General features: G+C 74.3%; 24 protein-coding genes. 11 read left to right on the forward strand and 13 right to left on the reverse strand.

What is annotated here, in order from left to right; all coding sequences use genetic code 11:
• Positions 1-65: 65 nt before the first annotated feature.
• Together EKG83_RS23645 and EKG83_RS23650 are read left to right on the forward strand one after the other, a co-directional pair.
• On the forward strand, positions 66-791 hold the full coding sequence (locus EKG83_RS23645) for a metallophosphoesterase (RefSeq protein WP_033431179.1): 726 nt from the start codon (positions 66-68) through the stop codon (positions 789-791).
• A gap of 73 nt (positions 792-864) precedes the next feature.
• Positions 865-1791 (forward strand): NADP-dependent oxidoreductase, encoded by a 927-nt coding sequence (locus EKG83_RS23650; protein ID WP_211269096.1) that lies wholly within the window; start codon positions 865-867, stop codon positions 1789-1791.
• Positions 1792-1941: 150 nt separating this feature from the next.
• Here the strand turns inward: EKG83_RS23650 and EKG83_RS23655 are convergent, their stop codons facing one another.
• Entirely contained in the window at positions 1942-2448 is a 507-nt protein-coding gene (locus EKG83_RS23655) for an NADAR family protein (protein WP_407690729.1), read from the reverse strand.
• Positions 2449-2520: 72 nt separating this feature from the next.
• Between EKG83_RS23655 and EKG83_RS23660 the strand changes: the two genes are divergently transcribed.
• The 3 genes from EKG83_RS23660 to EKG83_RS23670 all read left to right on the forward strand — a co-directional run bounded on the left by EKG83_RS23660 (position 2521) and on the right by EKG83_RS23670 (position 4587).
• Positions 2521-3243: a MerR family transcriptional regulator gene (locus EKG83_RS23660; RefSeq protein ID WP_033431105.1), complete on the forward strand. Its 723-nt coding sequence runs from the start codon at positions 2521-2523 to the stop codon at positions 3241-3243.
• Positions 3240-4091, forward strand: coding sequence for an SAM-dependent methyltransferase (locus EKG83_RS23665; protein WP_051765758.1), 852 nt, complete (start codon positions 3240-3242; stop codon positions 4089-4091). Before EKG83_RS23660 ends, EKG83_RS23665 begins: the two co-directional genes overlap by 4 nt.
• Before the next feature lie 268 nt (positions 4092-4359).
• The gene (locus EKG83_RS23670) at positions 4360-4587 is read left to right on the forward strand and encodes a hypothetical protein (RefSeq protein ID WP_033431106.1); all 228 of its coding nucleotides are present in this window, start codon (positions 4360-4362) and stop codon (positions 4585-4587) included.
• Between the two features lie 57 nt (positions 4588-4644).
• Here EKG83_RS23670 and EKG83_RS23675 read toward each other — a convergent pair whose 3' ends face one another.
• Both EKG83_RS23675 and EKG83_RS23680 read right to left on the reverse strand, forming a co-directional pair.
• The gene (locus EKG83_RS23675) at positions 4645-5220 is read right to left on the reverse strand and encodes a pyridoxamine 5'-phosphate oxidase family protein (protein WP_033431107.1); all 576 of its coding nucleotides are present in this window, start codon (positions 5218-5220) and stop codon (positions 4645-4647) included.
• Positions 5221-5232: 12 nt separating this feature from the next.
• Positions 5233-5847 (reverse strand): class I SAM-dependent methyltransferase, encoded by a 615-nt coding sequence (locus EKG83_RS23680; RefSeq protein ID WP_033431108.1) that lies wholly within the window; start codon positions 5845-5847, stop codon positions 5233-5235.
• Between the two features lie 96 nt (positions 5848-5943).
• Here EKG83_RS23680 and EKG83_RS23685 point away from each other — a divergent pair, with 96 nt between their 5' ends.
• A complete protein-coding gene (locus EKG83_RS23685; protein WP_033431109.1) occupies positions 5944-6987 on the forward strand; it encodes a threonine aldolase family protein in 1044 nt (347 codons plus the stop codon).
• Positions 6988-7060: 73 nt separating this feature from the next.
• On the opposite strand, the gene EKG83_RS23690 is transcribed toward EKG83_RS23685, so the two are convergent.
• From EKG83_RS23690 to EKG83_RS23705, 4 genes are all read right to left on the reverse strand, one after another.
• Positions 7061-8287 (reverse strand): RNA polymerase sigma factor, encoded by a 1227-nt coding sequence (locus tag EKG83_RS23690; protein WP_033431182.1) that lies wholly within the window; start codon positions 8285-8287, stop codon positions 7061-7063.
• A 91-nt stretch (positions 8288-8378) separates the two neighbouring features.
• Positions 8379-8723: a YciI family protein gene (locus tag EKG83_RS23695; protein ID WP_033431110.1), complete on the reverse strand. Its 345-nt coding sequence runs from the start codon at positions 8721-8723 to the stop codon at positions 8379-8381.
• A gap of 83 nt (positions 8724-8806) precedes the next feature.
• Positions 8807-9769, reverse strand: coding sequence for a zinc-binding dehydrogenase (locus tag EKG83_RS23700; RefSeq protein ID WP_033431183.1), 963 nt, complete (start codon positions 9767-9769; stop codon positions 8807-8809).
• An 8-nt stretch (positions 9770-9777) separates the two neighbouring features.
• Positions 9778-10218, reverse strand: coding sequence for a MarR family winged helix-turn-helix transcriptional regulator (locus EKG83_RS23705; RefSeq protein ID WP_033431111.1), 441 nt, complete (start codon positions 10216-10218; stop codon positions 9778-9780).
• An 84-nt stretch (positions 10219-10302) separates the two neighbouring features.
• Between EKG83_RS23705 and EKG83_RS23710 the strand changes: the two genes are divergently transcribed.
• Complete coding sequence (locus EKG83_RS23710; protein WP_084716387.1) at positions 10303-11115, forward strand: RNA ligase family protein; 813 nt, start codon at positions 10303-10305, stop codon at positions 11113-11115.
• 45 nt (positions 11116-11160) lie between these two features.
• On the opposite strand, the gene EKG83_RS23715 is transcribed toward EKG83_RS23710, so the two are convergent.
• The 4 genes from EKG83_RS23715 to EKG83_RS23730 all read right to left on the reverse strand — a co-directional run bounded on the left by EKG83_RS23715 (position 11161) and on the right by EKG83_RS23730 (position 13022).
• The gene (locus tag EKG83_RS23715; protein WP_033431112.1) at positions 11161-11610 is read right to left on the reverse strand and encodes a GNAT family N-acetyltransferase; all 450 of its coding nucleotides are present in this window, start codon (positions 11608-11610) and stop codon (positions 11161-11163) included.
• A 149-nt stretch (positions 11611-11759) separates the two neighbouring features.
• Complete coding sequence (locus tag EKG83_RS23720; RefSeq protein ID WP_153278328.1) at positions 11760-11915, reverse strand: hypothetical protein; 156 nt, start codon at positions 11913-11915, stop codon at positions 11760-11762.
• 96 nt (positions 11916-12011) lie between these two features.
• The gene (locus EKG83_RS23725; RefSeq protein ID WP_033431113.1) at positions 12012-12293 is read right to left on the reverse strand and encodes a hypothetical protein; all 282 of its coding nucleotides are present in this window, start codon (positions 12291-12293) and stop codon (positions 12012-12014) included.
• 69 nt (positions 12294-12362) lie between these two features.
• A complete protein-coding gene (locus EKG83_RS23730) occupies positions 12363-13022 on the reverse strand; it encodes a hydrolase (RefSeq protein WP_033431114.1) in 660 nt (219 codons plus the stop codon).
• 106 nt (positions 13023-13128) lie between these two features.
• Between EKG83_RS23730 and EKG83_RS23735 the strand changes: the two genes are divergently transcribed.
• On the forward strand, positions 13129-13512 hold the full coding sequence (locus tag EKG83_RS23735) for a winged helix-turn-helix transcriptional regulator (RefSeq protein WP_063741335.1): 384 nt from the start codon (positions 13129-13131) through the stop codon (positions 13510-13512).
• Positions 13513-13798: 286 nt separating this feature from the next.
• Here the strand turns inward: EKG83_RS23735 and EKG83_RS23740 are convergent, their stop codons facing one another.
• A complete protein-coding gene (locus EKG83_RS23740; protein ID WP_153278329.1) occupies positions 13799-14944 on the reverse strand; it encodes a coiled-coil domain-containing protein in 1146 nt (381 codons plus the stop codon).
• A gap of 268 nt (positions 14945-15212) precedes the next feature.
• Here EKG83_RS23740 and EKG83_RS49095 point away from each other — a divergent pair, with 268 nt between their 5' ends.
• Genes EKG83_RS49095 through EKG83_RS23750 form a run of 3 tightly spaced genes read left to right on the forward strand, consistent with a single transcriptional unit; the run spans position 15213 to position 16628 of the window.
• On the forward strand, positions 15213-15347 hold the full coding sequence (locus tag EKG83_RS49095) for a hypothetical protein (protein WP_265590281.1): 135 nt from the start codon (positions 15213-15215) through the stop codon (positions 15345-15347).
• Positions 15344-15796: a GbsR/MarR family transcriptional regulator gene (locus tag EKG83_RS23745; RefSeq protein WP_228122175.1), complete on the forward strand. Its 453-nt coding sequence runs from the start codon at positions 15344-15346 to the stop codon at positions 15794-15796. Before EKG83_RS49095 ends, EKG83_RS23745 begins: the two co-directional genes overlap by 4 nt.
• Before the next feature lie 7 nt (positions 15797-15803).
• Positions 15804-16628, forward strand: coding sequence for a class I SAM-dependent methyltransferase (locus EKG83_RS23750; RefSeq protein WP_033431117.1), 825 nt, complete (start codon positions 15804-15806; stop codon positions 16626-16628).
• A gap of 203 nt (positions 16629-16831) precedes the next feature.
• Here EKG83_RS23750 and EKG83_RS23755 read toward each other — a convergent pair whose 3' ends face one another.
• Positions 16832-17827, reverse strand: a complete 996-nt coding sequence (locus EKG83_RS23755) for an AraC family transcriptional regulator (RefSeq protein WP_051765763.1) — start codon at positions 17825-17827, stop codon at positions 16832-16834.
• Positions 17828-18109 lie beyond the last annotated feature (282 nt).

The raw sequence follows: 18109 nt of genomic DNA on the forward strand, positions 1-18109 counted from the left end.
TCGAACGTGATCGAACCGGGACGTGAACGACGCAGTCCGCAACGACGCCTACGGTGGGCGGGGTGATGGTGATCGCCCATGTGAGTGACCTGCACCTGGACGGCGGCAGCCGTGCGGCCGAACGCGCGCGCCGCGTCCACGACCACCTGGCCGGGCTGCCCGGTCGCCTGGACGCCGTGCTGGTGTCCGGCGACATCGCCGACCACGGCCTGCCCGCCGAGTACGCCGAGGCGCGCCCCCTGCTCGACCTGCCGCACCCCGTGCTGGTGCTGCCGGGCAACCACGACACGCGCGCCGCGTTCCGGACCGGCCTGCTCGACGAACCCGCCTCCGACGAGCCGGTCAACCGGGTGGTGGAGGTCGGCGGCGCGGTGTTCGCGCTGTGCGACTCGACCATCCCCGGCCGCTCGGAGGGCCGGCTCGCCGACGAGACGCTGGCGTGGCTGGACGACGTGCTCGGCGACGGCCCCTCGTTCGTGTGCTTCCACCACCCGCCGGTGGAACTGCACGCACCGCACCTGGACCGCATCCGCCAGTTCGACGAGCACCGGCTGGCCGAGGTCGTGCGACGGCACCCCGGCGTGGTGGCGGTGCTGTGCGGGCACGCCCACACCGCCGCCGCCTCGACGTTCGCCGGACGGCCGCTGCTGGTCGCGCCGGGGGTGGTGTCGACGATCCAGCTGCCCTGGGAGGGCCCGGACGTGATCGACCCGGCCCAGCCGGCCGCCATCGCCTACCACGTGCTGGCCGACGACGGCAGGCTGACCACGCACTACCGGTTCGTGGCCTGATCCTTCCGCTGGTTGGCCGGCGGCCCGCCGGCCGCGCCCGGGGGGATCGACGAGGATCGAAGTCATGAGTTCAATGCGCGCCATCAGCCAGCGGACCTTCGGCGGCCCGGAGGTGCTGGAAGCGGTCGAGCTGCCCGTCCCGGAGCCCGGCCCCACCGAGGTGCTGGTCCGGGTCCGGGCCGCCGGTGTCAACCCGGTCGACGCCAAGACCCGCGCCGGCGGCCGGTTCCTCGGCGAGCCGCCGTTCGTGCTGGGCTGGGACGTCTCCGGCGTCGTCGAGCGGGTCGGCTTCGGCGTCACCCTGTACCGCCCCGGCGACGAGGTGTTCGGCATGCCCCTGTTCCCGCGCCAGGCCGGCACCCACGCCGAGTACGTCGTCGCGCCCTCCCGGCACTTCGCGCCCAAGCCCGCCGCCCTCGACCACGAGCACGCCGGGGCCCTGCCGCTGGTCGGGCTCACCGCGTGGCAGAGCCTGGTGGAGACCGCCGACGTGCGCGAGGGCCAACGGGTGCTGGTGCACGCCGCCGCGGGCGGGGTCGGGCACGTGGCCGTGCAGATCGCCAAGGCGCGCGGCGCGCACGTCATCGGCACGGCCAGCGCGGCCAAGCACGACTTCGTCCGGGCCCTCGGCGCCGACGAGGTCGTCGACCACACCGAGGTCGACTTCGCCGAACACGTGCGCGACGTCGACGTCGCCTTCGACACCGTCGGCGGCGACACCGGCGTCCGCTCGCTGCCCACCGTCCGCGACGGCGGGATCGTGGTCACCATCCTGGGCGACACCCACCAGGCCCTCGCCGAAGCCGCCGGCGACCGCGTGCGCACCGCCGCCGTGCTGTGCGAACCGGACCGCCTGGGCCTGCTCGCCCTGGCCGACCTCGCCGACCGCGGCCTGCTGCGCACCGAGCTGGCCGCGGTGGTGCCGCTGGCCGAGGCGGCGCGGGCGCACGAGCTGATGGGCTCCGGCCGCACCCGGGGCAAGATCGTGCTGGTGCCCTGACCGCGGCGACACCTCCCGGGGCCGCGGTGATCGACAAACGGCTCGCGCCCACCGCCTGGTCGCCGCCCTCGCGGTCGTCCTGGCCCTGGCCACCCTCACCGTCGCCGCCTGCACCGGTCCGGTCCGCAAGCCGACCCGACCCCGCCGTGCTCAACCCCGGAGCCGCTCCCGCACCGTCATCAGCGCCTGGCCCAGCAGGTTCAGCCCGAGCCAGCGCGACGGGTCGGCCGCGCGCTCGTCGTCGGCGGCCAGCCCGATGCCCCACACCCGGTCCACCGGGCTGGCCTCCACCAGCACCCGGTCGCCGGTGGACAGCAGGTAGGAGCGCAGGTCGTCGTGCGCGCGGAACTTCGCCAGGTTCCCGCGCACGACGACGTCCACCCGGTGCTCCGCCCAGCGGTCCCCGTCGAAGCCGCGCACCTGCCTGCCCAGCGCCTTCGCCTCGACGGGCGTGCGCGCCGCCAGCACCCGCGCGGCGACCTCCTCGTCACCGAACAGCAGCGCCTTGCCGGCCATCATGTAGTGCTCGGCCGTCGGGTACGTGCGGCCGTCCTCGGTGAACGGCGCCTCGTACCACTGGCTCAGGCACTGCTTGCCCACGGGCGCGCCGGGGCGCGTCCGGTGCCCCCAGAAGAACAGGTACTCCACGCCGCGCACGATGTCACACCCGGCCGAGGGAGTCGGAGCGGATTTGCACCTCACGCCACGTGAGGTCCTAGCGTCCTGGTCATGACCGGAACGTGGAGCACCGGTGACCTGGCCCGCGCGGGCGGCGTGACCGTGCGGATGCTGCACCACTACGACGAGATAGGGCTGCTGGCGCCCAGCGGCCGCACCGCCAGCGGGCACCGCCGCTACACCGCCGACGACGTGCGCCGCCTGTACCGCATCCGGGCGCTGCGCCAGCTCGGCCTGCCGCTGGACCGCATCGCCGCGTCCCTCGGGTCCGGCGACCTGCGCACCGCGCTCGCCGACCAGCTCGCCGACCTCGACGCCCGGGCCGAGCACCTGGCCGAGCTGCGCCGCCGCGTCCGCGCCCTGCTCGACACCCCCGACCCGGCGCCCGACCAGCTGCTGGCGGCCCTGGAGCACCAGTCGCTGCTGGACTCCTACCTGTCCGGGCGGCAGCAGGCGGACCTGGTCGCCCGCAGCGCCGAGCTGGGCCCGGAGCAGGTCGACGCGCTGCGCACCGAGCTGCTGGGGCTGGTGGCCGAGCTGGAGCGCCACCAGCGCGCCGACACCCCGACCACCGACCCGGACGTGCGGCGCCTGGTCGACCGCTGGCAGGAGATCGGCGAGTCGTTCCACTCCAATGCCGATGCGGTCAAGGACCGCATCGGCGACCTGTGGCGCGACCACGGCGACCGCCTCGGTGCCGACCTGGCCCGCCGCACCGGCCGGGACCTGCCCGCGGTGCTGGCCTACCTCGACCGCGCCCGGGGTGCCCGATGACCGACGTCGGGTTCACCGCCCTGGCCGCCGCGGCCGGGCGCGCCGTGGAGACCAGCCGCCCGGACCGCCTGGCGGTCGACCCGTTCGCCGCCGACTTCGTGGCCGCCGCGCACCCGCCCGTGCCGCTGCCCACCCGCTGGCCCGACGAGGGGGCCGAGCTGACGCAGCAGGAGGTGCTGCTGCTGCTCGGCGCCAACTACGTGGGCCTGCGCACCCGGTTCTTCGACGACCGGCTGGTCGGTGCCCGCCAGGTCGTGCTGCTCGGTGCCGGGCTGGACACCCGGGCGTTCCGGCTGGCCTGGCCCGACGGCGCGGTCGTGTTCGAGCTGGACCAGCCGGCGGTGCTGGAGTTCAAGGCATCGGTGCTCACCGCGCCGCCGCGCTGCACGCGCGTGCCCGTCGGCGTGGACCTGGCGCGGGACTGGGCGGCCGCGCTGCTCGCCGCCGGGTTCGACCGGTCCGCGCCCACCGCGTGGCTGGCCGAGGGGCTGTTGCAGTACCTGTCGCCGGCGGCGGAGAACGCCCTGGTCACCGCGGTGGACGCGCTGTCCGCGCCGGGCAGCGCGCTCGCCGTCGAGCGGGCCCTGGACCTCGGCGACCCGGCGCGGTTGCGGGAGGGCGCCGAACGCGCGGGCGTGCGCGTGGACCGGCTGGTCCGGTCGGGCCCCCGCGACGACCTCGCCGCCTGGCTGCGCGACCGCGGCTGGCACGCGCGGGACGTGCCGCTGGACGAGGTCGCCGCCCACTACGACCGGCCCCTGCTGCACCCCCGCCTGGTCGGTGACCTGCCACCGGGCGCGCGGCAGCCGACCCCGGCGGGGTTCACCACCGCCACCAAGGACGCCTGACCGCACTTCGCGAACGCGGGCCGAGCCGGTGGAGAAGGCCGTGGCGGCGCGCCTGGACGAGCGCGCACCGCATCCCGCGCATCGGCCGGCCGGCGGGCGGGGACGAACCCCGATCCCGCGTCGTTGCCGGCTGTCGGTGGTCGCCGGCATGGTGGTGCCACCACCCAGTCGTCTGTTCCCGCCTGCTCGGTCCGAAGGGGCGCGTCGGCTCCTCCGGCCCGTGCAGGGGGCGCAGGCGCTGCAACTCGTCATGCGGGGGAACAGCGCCGTGAACGCTCCTGTCGAGCTGGTCAACGCCGCGCCGGTCGCGGCTCTCGTCGTCTTCGCCGTCCTCCGCCGGGGCCCGGCCGTGGTCGTGACGCTGGTCGCCGGGGTGATCGCCGTCCTGAGCCGCGACCGGGAACGCGGTGAGCGGGCCCTGGAGGTGCTCCGGCTGGTGCACCGCCCGGCCGCGCCCCGACGGCGGCCGGGCAGGCGCGTCCCGCTGGAGCGCTGAGCCGCGACGCCGAGCCCGGAACGCCGAGCCGGAAGCACCCGGCCGGCGCGCCGGCGATCAGCGCGGCGGCAGCGGCAGGGGCAGCGCGGGCAGCCCGTCCAGGCTCGTCGCGTTGTGCTCCTTGCCCTCGCAGTACGCGGCGAACTCCTCGTCCGACTTGCGCCCGAAGTAGTCCTCGTGCAGCGTCCGCTCACCCCGGTAGTCCAGGAACGGCACGGCGAACCCACACGTGTCGCTGATCAGCTTCGCGGTCACCACCACGACCGCCCGCAGCGCGGGCCCGTCCGCCTCGCCGAACCCCGCCACCAACCCGGCGAAGCGCGGGTCGTCGCGGAACACCGGTTCGCCGGTGCCGTGCACGCGCACGATGTTCGGCGGCCCGTCGAAGGCGCACCACATCAGCGTGATCCGCCCGTTCTCCCGCAGGTGGGCGAGGGTCTCCGCGTGGCTGCCGCCGAAGTCCAGGTAGGCCACCCGCCGCTCGTCGAGCACCCGCCAGGTGCCCCGGCGGCCCTTGGGCGAGAGGTTCACGTGCCCGTCGGCCGCCAGCGGGGCGGTCGCGGTGAAGAACACCGGCTGCGCCTCGATGAACTCCTTGAGCCTGCCTTCGATCCGGTCGTAGGTCTTCCCCATGCCGAGGAGTATTCACCATTGATCGTCGCGGACCTTCCGCGCGACGATCGCGACGTAGGGGCGCCTGCCCGGGTCGACGCGCCCCTCCGTCGCCTCCACCCGGAAACCCGCGTCCGCCAGGCACCGCGACATCTCCTCGACCGACCAGAAGTAGGCGGTCGTCACGGCGTGCGGGAACGGCTCGACCCGCGTCCCCTCGAACAGGCCCAGCAGCAGGCCGCCGCCGTCGCGCAGGCACCGCGCGAACTCTTCGAGGACGCGGGGCACGTCCGCGGGCGCGGTGTGAATGATCGAGTACCACGACAGGATGCCGCCCAGCGAGCCGTCGGGCACGCCCAGGTCGGCCAGGTCGCCGACGCGGAAGGGGATGCCGGGGAACCGCGACCGGGCGATCTCGACGAAGCGCGGCACCAGGTCCACGCCCTCGACGTCGCAGCCCAGGTCGCGCAGGAAGCCGGTCCACCGCCCCGGCCCGCACCCCGCGTCGACCACGCGCCCGGACAGCCCGCCGGCCCACCGGGACACCAGCCGTTGGTCCAGCTCGTGCAGGCCCTCCGGCGAGAAGGCCAGGTCGACGTAGTCCTCCACCCGCCGCGTGTACGCGTCCCGCACGTCGTCCACCGACACCGAACACCCCCATGATCACGAAACCCCGGACATGCTCCCACCGCCGCACCGGAACCCTGTTGCAAAAAGGTGGCAACAACATCGAGACTGGGCGCCATGCCCCCGGAGATCCGCCGTTCCCTGGTCCTGCACTCCACCCTGCGCCGCGACCCGCACGCCGCGCTGCGCCGCCTGCTCGACCGCGTCCCGCCGGGCACCGCCCCGGAAGCGCCGACCGAGGAGCTGGAGCGGCGGATCGCCGACCTGCTCGGCAAGCCGGCCGCGCTGTTCTTCCCCTCCGGCACCATGGCCCAGCAGGTCGCGCTGCGCGTGCACGCCGACCGCACCGGCCGCCGCACCTTCGCCGCGCACGCCCAGTGCCACCTCGCGGTCTGGGAGGAGGGCGGCCACCACGCCGTGCACGGCCTGCGGCACAAGGTCGTCGGCGACCGCCACCGCCTGATCACCGCCGACGACCTCGCCGAGGTCCGCGAACCGGTCTCCGCCCTGCTGCTGGAACTGCCGCAGCGCGACCTCGGCGGCCTGCTGCCCACCTGGGACGACCTGGTCGCCCAGACCACCTGGGCCCGCGACCGCGGCGCCGCGGCCCACCTGGACGGCGCCCGGCTGTGGGAGGCCCAACCCCACTACGACCGCCCGCACGCCGAGATCGCCGCCCTGTTCGACACCGCCTACGTCTCCCTCTACAAGGGACTGGAGGGCGTGCGCGGCGCGGTGCTGGCCGGCGACCGGGAGACCGTCGACACCGCGTCGGTGTGGCGCAGGCGGCTGGGCGGCGCCATCCCCGACGCGTGGCCACTGGCCGCCGCCGCCCTGGTCGGCCTGGACGAGGTGCTGCCGCGCATGGCCGAGTTCCGCGACCACGCCGTCGCCATCGCCGCCGCCATCAACGCCGACGGCTACGCCCGCACCCACCCCGAGGTGCCGCAGACCCCGCTGTTCCACGTCCACCTGCCCGCGCCGACCGAGGCCGTGGCCGCCGCCTCCCGGCGCATCCTGGAGGAGACCGGCGTCGAACTGCCCCGACGCCCCCTGACCACGGCCGACCCGGGGCGGTGCGCCGTCGAGCTGTCGATCGGCGTGCTCGCGCTGGAGTTCAGCCCGCAGGAGGTGGCGGAGCTGGTCCGGCTGTTGCGCTGAGCGGGGCGCCGCCGGCCGTGATCGGCACGACGCGGTTCGCCGGGCGCGCGGGACCGTCGGCACCCGAGGTCTTTCACGGGCGGAGGCAGTCGTCGAGCGCGCGCCGCAACAGCGCGCGTTCGGCAGCGTTCCCGGCCGACGCCAGCGCCCGCTCGTAGGCCGCCGCGGCCTCGGTCGGGCGGTCCAGGCGGCGCAGCAGGTCGGCGCGGGTGGCGTGGAACAGGTGGTAGTGGTCCAGGTCCAGGCCGTCCACCAGGGCCAGTGCCGCCGCCGGGCCGGAGACCTCGGCCACCGCGACCGCCCGGTTGAGCGCCGCCACCGGGGTAGGCGTCAACACCATCAGGTGGTCGTAGAGCCGCACGACCTGCGCCCAGTCGGTGGGCGGCGGGTCGCTGTGCACGGCGTTGATCGCGGCCAGCACCTGGTAGGGGCCGGGCTGGTCGCGCCGCAGGCACCACCGCACCAACTCCCGCGCCTCCTCGACCAGCCCGGCGTCCCACCGGGTGCGGTCCTGGTCGGCCAGGCGCACCAGCGAGCCGTCGGGGGCGGTGCGCGCCGGCTGCCGCGCCCGCAGGAACAGCATCAGCGCCAGCAGGCCGACCGCCTCGGGCTCGTCGGGCATCAGCCGCACCAGGACCCGGCCCAGCCGCACGGCCTCCGCGCACAGGTCGTCGCGCACCAGGTCCTCGCCCGAGGCGGCCGAGTAGCCCTCGTTGAACACCAGGTAGACCACGGCGAGCACGGCGCGCAGCCGGTCGGGCAGCTCCGCCTCGCCGGGCACCCGGTACGGGATGCGCGCGGCGCGGATCTTCGCCTTGGCCCGCACCAGCCGCTGCGCCATGGTCGCCTCGGGCACCAGGAACGCCCGCGCGATCTCGGCCGTGGTCAGGCCGCCCAGCAGGCGCAGCGTCAACGCCACCCGCGCGGCCGGGGCCAGCGCCGGGTGGCAGCACGTGAAGATCAGCCGCAGCCGCTCGTCGCCCACCGCGTCCACCTCCGGCGGTTCGTCGCGGGTCAGCAGGGCGGCGGCCCGGGCGTGCCGGTCGTCGCGGGAGGACTCCCGGCGCAGCCGGTCCACCGCCCGGTTGCGGGCGGTGGTGATGATCCAGCCCGCCGGGCTGGGCGGCACGCCCGCCTCCGGCCACCGCCGCACGGCCTCGGCGAACGCCTCCTGGACCGCCTCCTCGGCCAGGTCGATGTCGCCGAGGGCGCGGACCAGGACGGCGACCGACCGGCCGTACTCGGCCCGGAACACCCGCTCGACGTCCGCGACGCCGCCCCCGGGCGCCCCACCGGGCACGCCACCGACGAACGCCCCGCCCTCCGACACGCCGCCCCCGGACACGCCGCCCCGCCGCACTCCCGGCCCCGACACTCCCGGCCCCGGCACGTCAGTCCTGGAACGGCCGGACCTCGATGGGCAGGGTGGTCGCCAGGCTGAGCTTGCGGCCCCACCCCAGTGCGGCGTCCAGGTCGGCCGCCTCGATGATGGTGAACCCGCCGAGGTGCTCCTTGGTCTCCACGTACGGCCCGTCGGTCATCACCACGTCCCCCCGGCCGTCGGGGCGCAGCGTGGTGGCGGTGTCGGGGGAGTGCAGGCCGGCGCCGAAGACCCACGCGCCCGCCCGCCGCATCTCCTCGTCGACCGCGCGCACGTCGACCATGATCTTCTCCAGCACCTCCGGGTCGGGCACGCCGCCGGTCGGCTGGACCACGCTCAGCAGGTACTTCGTCATCCCGTCCTCCTCGGGCAGGGGGTTCGCGTCGCCCTCTACACGAACGGCACCCGCCCGGATCGACACCCGCGCCGAAAAAATCCTCAGACGACCACGACGAGCTTGCCGACGCGGCGGTCGTGCTCCATGTCGTCGTGCGCCCGGCGGATGTCCTCCAGCCGGTAGACCGCGGTCGGGCCGAGGCTGGTCCGCCCGCTCGCGACCCGGTCGAGGAACCGCTGCAGCACCTCGGCGGGCAGGTCGTCGCTCTCCCCGCCGTACGCGGTCAGCCGCACGCCCTTGGGCAGGTAGCCGATGGGGTAGAAGTCCTCGACCAGCCACTGGTTGGACAGCATCCCGCTGAAGCACACCGTGCCGTGCACCCTGGTCGCGGCCAGGGTGTCGGGCAGCGTGGGCGTGCCGACCAGCTCCAGCGCGGCGTCCACCCCCGCGGGGAACAGCGCGCGCACCTGCGCGGCCACGTCGCCGTCGTCGACCAGCGGGTGCGCCACGCCGTGCTCGCGCAGCACGGCGAGCCGCTCCGGGCGGCGGGTGGTGGCCAGCACGGTCGCGCCGATGTCGGCCGCCAGCGCGGCGGCGGCGAAGCCGAGCGCGGACGTGCCGCCGCGGACGAGCAGCGTCTGGCCGGCCTTCAGGTCCAGGCCGGTGGTCAGCGAGCCGTACGCGGTCTGCAACGTCTCCGGGACCGCGCCCAGCACCTCCCACGGCAGGTCGGACTCGAAGGGCACCAGGATCCCGCGCGGCACGGCGGTGTACTCGGCGTAGCCGCCGTCGAACACCCGGCCCATGCCGCCCATCATGGCCGCGACGCGCTGCCCGAGCGGCAGGTCGCACTCGCTGTCGACCACGCCGACCGCCTCGATGCCCGGCACGCGCGGGAAGGTGACGCCCTCGGCCAGGCCCAGCCGGGTGTGCAGCTCGGATCGGTTGAGGCCGAACGCGCCGACCTTGACCCGCACCCACCCCGGCGGCGGCTCGGGCACCGGCAGGTCGACCACGGTCAGGTTCTCCACCGGCCCCGGTCCGCTCAGCACGACCGCCCGCATCGTCCCGGTCACCCGTGGTGCTCCAGGACCACGGTGAGCATGCGCGCCAGCTCCTGCCGCTCGGCCGCCGACAGCGGCGCCAGCAGCACGTTCTGGGCCCGCCCCACGACCCGGTCCAGCTCGCGCAGGTGCGCCGCGCCCGCCGGGGTGATGGCGACGACGTTGCGCCTGCGGTCGGTCGGGTCGGGCGCGCGTTCGACGAAGCCCTTGTCGGCCAGCTCGTTGACGGTGGCGACCACGTCGCTGCGGTCCAGCCCGCCGCGGCGGCCCAGGTCGGCCTGGCTGGCCGGGCCGAACTCGTCCAGCGCGGCCAGCAGCGAGTAGTGGTAGCGCCGCGCGCCGACCGCGCCGAACCCGTCCCCGACCAGGCGCCTGCCCTGCGTGGCGGCCTGGTTGAGCAGCCAGCTCGGCGTGCCGCGCAGGCGGCGTGGTGCGCTCCGCGTCTCCATGGCGGGAGTCTACCGAGTCGTTGGCGGGGCCAACGTTGGGAATTTCTGTTATGCCAATTGGCAAAGTTGTGCTTTGATCATCCCGTGGACGAGCACAGGGGACGGGGCAGGCCGCGCAAGGACCCGGCGGCACTGGCGCGGTGGACCCCGCCGGAGGGGTGGTCGCGCCTGGTCGCGTGGATCTCGCCGGAGGAGAAGAAGGCGCTCAAGCACGTCGCCGTCGAGGCGGGCGTGTCGGTGGCGGACCTGGTGCGGGCGCTGGCGAGCGGCCTGGCCACCGGTGCCGTCACCCACGGGGAACTGGTCGGTCAGGTCATCAGGGGGAAGCAGGTCATGGAGAAGATCCCAACGCTGTTCGAGCGCGACGAGCGCTTCCACGTCGTCGACCGCCCGCGCCCGGAGTGCGCGTGGGTGTTCGAGGGCGCGGGCGTGGGCACGGAGAAGCTGGACGGCACCAACGTGCGCCTGACCGTGCGGTCCGGCCACCTGGTCCGGGTCGAGAAGCGGCGCAACCCCGGCAAGGCGCAGAAGCAGCAGGGCATCGTGGACGGCTGGTACGTCGACACCAGCGGCGAGTCGGCCGAGGACAAGTGGATCCTCGCCGCGGCCGCCAACACCGACGTGTCGGCCTGGCCCGACGGCGAGCACCCGTGCGAGGCCCTGGGGCCCCGCATCCAGGGCAACCCGCTGGGCCTGGACGACCACCTGTGCGTGCCGTTCGACCTGGCCGCGCCGCGGCTGACGGAGGTGCCGCGCACCTACGCCGGGCTGCGGGAGTTCCTGGCCGGGCTGGACAGCAGGTACTCGCCCGGGCACCCGGCCGAGGGCGTGGTGTTCCACCACCCGGACGGGCGCCGGGCCAAGATCAAGCGCAAGGACTTCCCGCGCACCGCGTGAGGCGCACCCGGGCGGGGTCCGGACCGCATCCGGACCCCGCCCGGGTCAGACCAGGCCGGGGTGCCCGAACTGGGCGATGCGCAGCCCGCCCTCCACCACGACCGTGTCGACCAGCCGGAAGCCCAGGCCCTCGTACAGCGCGATCGCGGGCGCGTTGACCGCGCCCGTGGACACGATCGCCGGCCCGCCCTCGGCCAGCACCTGCTCCACCAGGCGCCGCGCGAACCCCAGCCGGAAGTGGCTGGGCGCCACGCACAGCCGGTCGATGTCGAGCACGCCGTCCACGCGCGCGTAGCCGACGAAGGCGACCAGCTCGTTGTCGACGAAGCCGCCGAGCCAGCGCAGCGGCAACGCCCTCATGTCCTCGACGGTCTCGTGCAGGGCCGGGTTCGCGGTGCTGCCGATCAGCTCGGCCTCCACCGCGTAGGAGTGCAGGGCGATCCGGTGCACCGCCTCGGCCGTCGCGTCGTCGGTCATGTCCAGGGGCACGATCATGCGGCCACCGCCTGCCTGTGCGTGGGGTTGGAGGAGGTGAGCCGAAGATTGCCATTCGGTGATCGGTTTAACCACCGTCGCGCGCGGTGACCGGAATTCCGCCGGTGCGTGACCGCTCGGCGGGCGCCCAACCGAGCGGGGCCGGCCCGTCAGCGGTCGGCCCCCGGTTCGTCGAGCCGCCGCCGGACGCGGTCGGCGTCGGTGGTGCACCCCTGCTGCCGGCACAGCTCCAGGGCTTCCCGCCACACCGCGCGGGCCTCGGCGTGGTGGCCGATGTCCGAGGGGCTGATCCCGTGGGAACTCAACGGGATCAGCCCCTCTCCCTCGGCCCACGCTGCGGCCGGGCCTTCACTCAGACGCGCAGGCGTTCGCACCCGGAGATCACCGCTCGAAGACGACCGTTAAGGCGCACAACCGGCGTCGAGCAAAGCGAGATCCCGCTCCATCGCCTTCCGGAAATCCGCCCCGATCGAGCCGTTGAGCAAATTCTGCACTTGGGCACGCAGCTTTTGCCACTCGCGGGAGGGAACCGGGAGCCCGGCGAGCCAGAGGTCCGTCGCCGTTTGCTCCACGGCATCCCGGCAGGTCGCCTCTTTCGCGCTCGCGGGTGTTGCCGACGCGACGGGGGTCAGGACGAACGTGGCGGCTGTGATGGCCGCCGCGAGACAAGCCTTCAACTTCATGAGCGACTCCTCATCCTTGTATTCCGTTTGTCACCGCACTGCGGTGTTGCGATTCCGCGGTGGTGGCGGTTACTTCTTGGAGAATCCGGCTCGGACGTAGGCGATGCCTTGTCCCCAGGCGCCGAGGTGTTCGGCGGCGATGTCGGTGACGCCGTCGTAGGTCTCGGAGCGGGCCCAGTCGCGCTGCAGTTCCGAGAGCACGCCGATGGTGGTGACGGGGACGATGCCCTTCTGGGTCATGCGGGCGATGGCGGCGTCGTGGGTGGCGGGGGTGGCGCCGGCGGAGGCGTCGACGACGGCGAAGACCTCGTAGCCGGCCTCGGCCGCGGACAGCGCCGGGAAGGTCAGGCAGACCTCCGTCCACAGGCCGGCCATGACCAGGCGGCGGCGGCCGGTGGCCTCGATCGCGGCGCGGAAGTTCCCGTCCTGCCAGGCGTTGAGGTGGGAGCGGTCGATCACCCCGGTGTCGGGGAAGAGGCGGGTGATCTCGGGGAGCAGGGGGCCGGAGAAGGTGTCGGCCGCGATCGAGGTGAGCACGGTGGGGATGGCGAAGAGCTTGCCGAGCTTGGCGAGCACGGCCACGTTGTTGATCACGGTCTGGGGGTCGGCGCTGCGCGCTCCGAAGATCATCTGCGGCTGGTGGTCGATGAAGACGAGGGCGGCGTCCTCGGTGCTGAACAGGGCCTTGACGGCGCTGTCGGGCAGGTCCGACAGGGGGTTGGCCACCATGACACCCTCACAATTGGATAGGGACTTTCCTTTAGAAAGCGGATGAGCGAAGGTTAGCGCGCCTCGGCGCTACGGGCAAGCCACTATCCGTTGGTAAGCTGCGGGGGTGACCTACGAGCCGGACTTCTGCCCCCGCTACCACGAGGCCGTCGAGATGATCGGCCTGCGGTGGGCCGGAGTCATCCTGCGCGAGCTGCTCCGGGGCGCCACCCGCTTCAGCCAGATCGGCGACGCCATCCCCGACATCACGGACAAGCTGCTGTCCGCACGGCTCAAGCGCTTCGAGAGCGAGGGCATCGTCGAACGCATCGTGCTGCCCACCACGCCCGTCACCATCGAGTACCGGCTCACCGACAAGGGTCGCGCCCTGGAAGCAGCCGTCCAGGCGATCGCCACGTGGGCCGAGACGTGGCTGCCGGCTCTGGCCCAGCCCGACGACGCAGCCCAGCCCGACGCAGCCCAGCCGGACACGGCGGGGCGGCGCGGTTGACGCACGCTGAACCGCCGCCCGCTGCCTGCTCGTGCGGCACGACGAGCCGACCGGCGCGGCGCGGCCGGACATCGGGCAGTCGTCGCTGAACCCCAGCGCCAGGATCTCCGCCGCGCGCTCCAGCGCCCCCGGGCGGCCGCTTCCCCACCGAGGTCCTGCGCTCCGCCGCATCGCATGACCCCGTACGACTCTCCCGACCGGCACCAACCCGCTACTCCGCACTTCGGGTCAGCTTCAGGGGGCCTGGGCGGTGGGGGTGCGTCCGCGGGCGCACCCCCACCGGGTGCTACGACACCGGCCGGCCCGTGGCGAGGGTGACCACGGCGTCGAGCAAGGCCGACACCTTCCCGTCGTGCCCGGTGTGGTCGTGCCCGGTCTCGTCGCGCGCCTCGCGGTGGCGCTTGACGGTGTTGGCGATGCGGAACAGCAGCGCCTCGTGGTGCTCGCGGACCTGTTCGAGCCGGTCGACCCGTTCGGTCTGCGCCCCCAGCCGCTGGGCGAGTTCGCCGACGCGCTGCTCCTGCTCGGCGCGCAGCGCGACGCCCTCGGCCCGTGCCCGCTCCACCTTGTGCTCGGCGTCGGCGATCCTGCGCTCCGCGTCGGCGACCCTGCGGTCGGCCTCGGCGACGGCCCGTGCGACCTGCTCGGCGCTTTCCCGCCGGGCGCGTTCCGCCGCGGCCTCCGCGTCCCGGGCGCGGGCGCGGTGCTCGTCGAGCCGTTCCAGCGTGGTCTTGAGCTCACCGCGCAGCGCGGCGGCGTCCTCCCGGGCCGCGGCCGCCGTCCCGGTGGCCTCCCGGACCCGTTCGTCCGCCGCCGCCGTGGCCGCGGCGACCGCGGCCGCCGCACTGGCCGTGGCGCGTTCGGCCTGTTCGCGGGCCGCGTCGCGCTCGGCCAGCAGGCGCTCGCGGGCGCGCACCGCGTCCTGGCGTTCCCGCTCGGCCGCGTCGCGGACCCGCAGCGCCTCGGTCCGCTCGGCCCGGGCCGCCTGCGCCTGACGCAGCGCCTCGTCCCGCGCGGCCTCGGCGGCCAGGGTCCGCTGCTCGGCCTCCTCCTTGGCGGCCGCCGCGGCCGCGGCGGCCTGCTCGGCCTGTTCGACGCGGGCGATCAGCTCGTCGCGCAGCCCGGCGAGCAGTTCCCGGGAGGTCCGCACGGTCTCGGCCAGGTCCTGCACCGGCTCCCACGCCTCGTCCAGCTGCCCGGACAGGTCCAGCACGGTCTGCCGCAGGGCCGGTGCGCCCCCGGTCGCCTCGGCGGCGCGGGCGGTGACCCGCTCGGCCCGCGCCCGTGCCTGGCAGTCCCGTTCCTCGGCGGGGCAGTAGCGGGGCGGTCGCCCGGTGGGGCGGCGGGCCGCCACGGGACGTCCGCAGTAGGCGCAGGGGCGGGTTCGCGCGGCGGGCGGGGCTTCCACCTGCGCTTCTTCGGCAGCAGTCACCCGAAGATCGTACCGCACTTCCCGTTTCTGGTAACCCTAACTCGTTCTTGTTGTCGAAAACAGAAACCTCCCCAGAGAGGTTACCGAGATAAGTGGCCTTATCTCGGTGCTATGTGCGGATGTGAACCAGCCTGACCGGAGGGCTCCTGTGACGCGCAGGGGCACGGTCGGGGCCTGGACCGGGCCGCTGGACGGTGAGCGGGGAACCGCTATATGGTTCAGTTGTGGCTGAAATAGCTAGCAACGACTGCAAGTCGAGGTGGTGGTCGTGACCGCGCGGCCGGAGTGCGTGGCGCTGTCCGGCCTCGGCACCCGCTGCGCGGGCGACCTCCACCACCTGCGCCGGCCCTGGTCGGCCGCCGCCACGGCATGGGCCGGCGGACGCGGGAGCGGGGCGCCGTGAGCGGGGAACGTCAGGACGAACTCATGCGCTGGGTGGAGCGGGTGGCCACCTTCTGCGTGGAGGAGTGGGGGCTGCCGCCGATCACCGGGCGCGTGCTCGGCTGGCTGATGATCTGCGACCCGGCCGAGCAGTCCGCCGGCGGGATCGCCGACGCCATCCGGGCCAGTCGGGCGTCCCTGACCTCCACCATGCGCCTGCTCACCACCATCGGGCTGGTGCGCAAGGTCCGCCGCCCGGGCGACCGCACCGCCTACTACCGCATCGAGGACGACGCCTGGCACAAGGTCGTCCAACGCAAACTCGACGGCCTCGGCGCGTTCAGCGACATCGCCGAGGAGGGCTTCGCCATCACCGGCCGCGAAGGACCGCGCACCGAACGCATCAAGGCCGCGCAGGAATCCCTGAACTGGCTGCGGGACCTCGCCGCCCGCAACCCCCCGGAGCACTAGGAACCCCATGTCACCCCAACACCTGCGCCTCGATCCGGTCCAGGAGACGCTGCTGCTGACCCTGTACGCACGAGCACTGGACAGCAAGGCCCCGACCCCGATCCTCGGCGACACCCTCGCCGCGGCGGTCGCGGACCGGATCGCCGAGGACACCGGCTACGACTTCGCCAAGCTCAAACCCAAGCCGAGTCTCGTCGCGAGCACCGCACTCCGCGCTCGCCGGATCGACGACGTCATCCGCCGGTTCACCACCGCGCACCCCGACGCGGTCGTCGTCGACCTGGGTTGCGGCCTCGACACCCGGTCGACCCGCTGCGCCCCACCCGCCGGCGTCGACTGGTACGACGTCGACTTCCCCGAGGTCGCGGACCTGCGCCGGCGATACCTCCCGGACCGGTCACACCTGGTCGCCGCGGACGTCACCGAGCCCGACTGGTCGCGGGCACTGCCCGACGACCGGCCCGCCGTGGTGGTGGCCGAGGGCTTGTTGCCCTTCTTGCCGGGCGATTCGTTCCGGACCGCGATCCGCCGGCTGACCACCCGGCTCCCGGCCGGTGAACTCGTGCTCAACGGCTACACCCGCTTCGCCGCCTGGGCGATGAAGTACCACCCCTCGATCAAGGCCCTCGGCATCGACGCCGCCCAGGGCTTCGACGACCCTCGCGAGCCGGAACACTGGAACGCCGGTCTCACCCTGGTCGCGGAGCAACTGCTCACCCGCGCCCCGGAGGTGGCCGCGTTCCCGCAACCCGTGCGCGCACTCACCCGGCTCATCGCCCACAGCACGGCGCTGTCCCGCCAAGGCACACGCATACTTCACTACCGCTTCTGAACACACACCGCCCGCTTCGCTTTCCGACCGGGACCGCCGGGGGTGTCCGCCCGCCGCCCCGGCTCCCGGCCGGCCTGCGGGCGGTGCTGCCGGTGTTGTCGGGTCGCCGGCCGCGGGCGCGGTCGGGTGGGTGTCCGCGTGCCGCCTACGCGGTCCCCGGGCAGGTGCTGTCACCCGGGCTGCCGGAGTTCCACCGCGCCTCGTCACCGCGGCCGCGTGCCGATCGGCCGGTCGCCGCGCAGGGTGCTGCTGGGCAGGACGCCGTAGGCGGCGCGGTAGGCGGCGGTGAAGCGGCCGTGGTTGGCGAAGCCCCAGCGGGCGGCGATCCGGGACACGGTGGTGCGGGCCGGGTCCGCGGCGAGCAGGTCGCGGTGGGCGTGGTCGAGGCGGATGCCCTGCAGGTAGGTCATCGGGGTGGTGTCGAGGTGGCGGCGGAAGGCGAGCTGCACCGCGCGGACGCCGACGCGGGCGGCGGCGGCGATGTCGGCGACGCTGATGTCCTCGGCGGCGTGGGCGTCGAGGAAGGCGATCGCGCGCCGCAGCGTCCTGGGGGAGGCGTCGTGGCGGTCCTCGATCGTGGGATCGGTCAGCGCCGTGTTCGGGAAGGTGGCGAGGGTGACGGCGGCCAGCAACCGCGTCGCGCTCGCGACGACCAGCGGCGAGGCCGCCATCTCCTCGTCGCCGAGCAGGGCCGCGACGTACGACCGGGTGGCCCACCAGTGCGCGGCGGCCGCCGGTGACCGCGCGTCGAGGCTGGTGAACCGGATCGGCCCGGGGCGCCGGGTGGGCGCGGTGGCGGCGACCCGGGCGAGCGAGTCGAGGTCGAGGATGCAGTTGGTGAACCGGCCGGGCAGCAGGCGGGCGGTGTAGGGCTGGTCGGGGTAGGCGCCGAGGAAGACCTGGCCGACCTCGTACCGCTGTTCCGCGCCGCGGCACGTGCGCTCCACGCGGGCGGTCGACATGCGGGCGACGACCAGCTTGTTGAGCGGCTCGACCCGGAAGTCGAGGTCGGCGGACTGCTCGATGGTGTTGAGGGTGACGCTGCCGGCCCGGGTGTCCCGGTAGCGCAGCAGGGAGCTGTCCTCGGTGCCGCGGATGCGCATGCCGGTGCCGTACGCGGTGGTGAGGAACTCCTCGACGGCGTCCACGTCGGTCAGCTCGACCGGCGCCTCGCTCGCGGCTGGCTGGTCCGTGGCCATCGCGCTCCTCCCGGTGGTGACGCGCCGCATGCACGATTTACCCGCGGAACGAGCGGCGGCACCACGCCTCGTGGCGATTCCGCCCGCCCGAACGGGTGATAGGGATGCCCCTGCGGCACGCCACCGGGAAACCTCATCGTCACCGTGACGAAAGTGGGTGGTGTCCCGGGGTCCCGGGTATTCGGGAAATTTCGGGCGGATACGGCCCGACCGGCGGTTTCGGCGGGTGCCGGCCTGACCGGTGCCGGCCCTCCACCCACCGGCGCGAGATCTCCCACCGGC

The organism is Saccharothrix syringae, assembly GCF_009498035.1.
Taxonomy (GTDB): Bacteria; Actinomycetota; Actinomycetes; order Mycobacteriales; family Pseudonocardiaceae; genus Actinosynnema; species Actinosynnema syringae.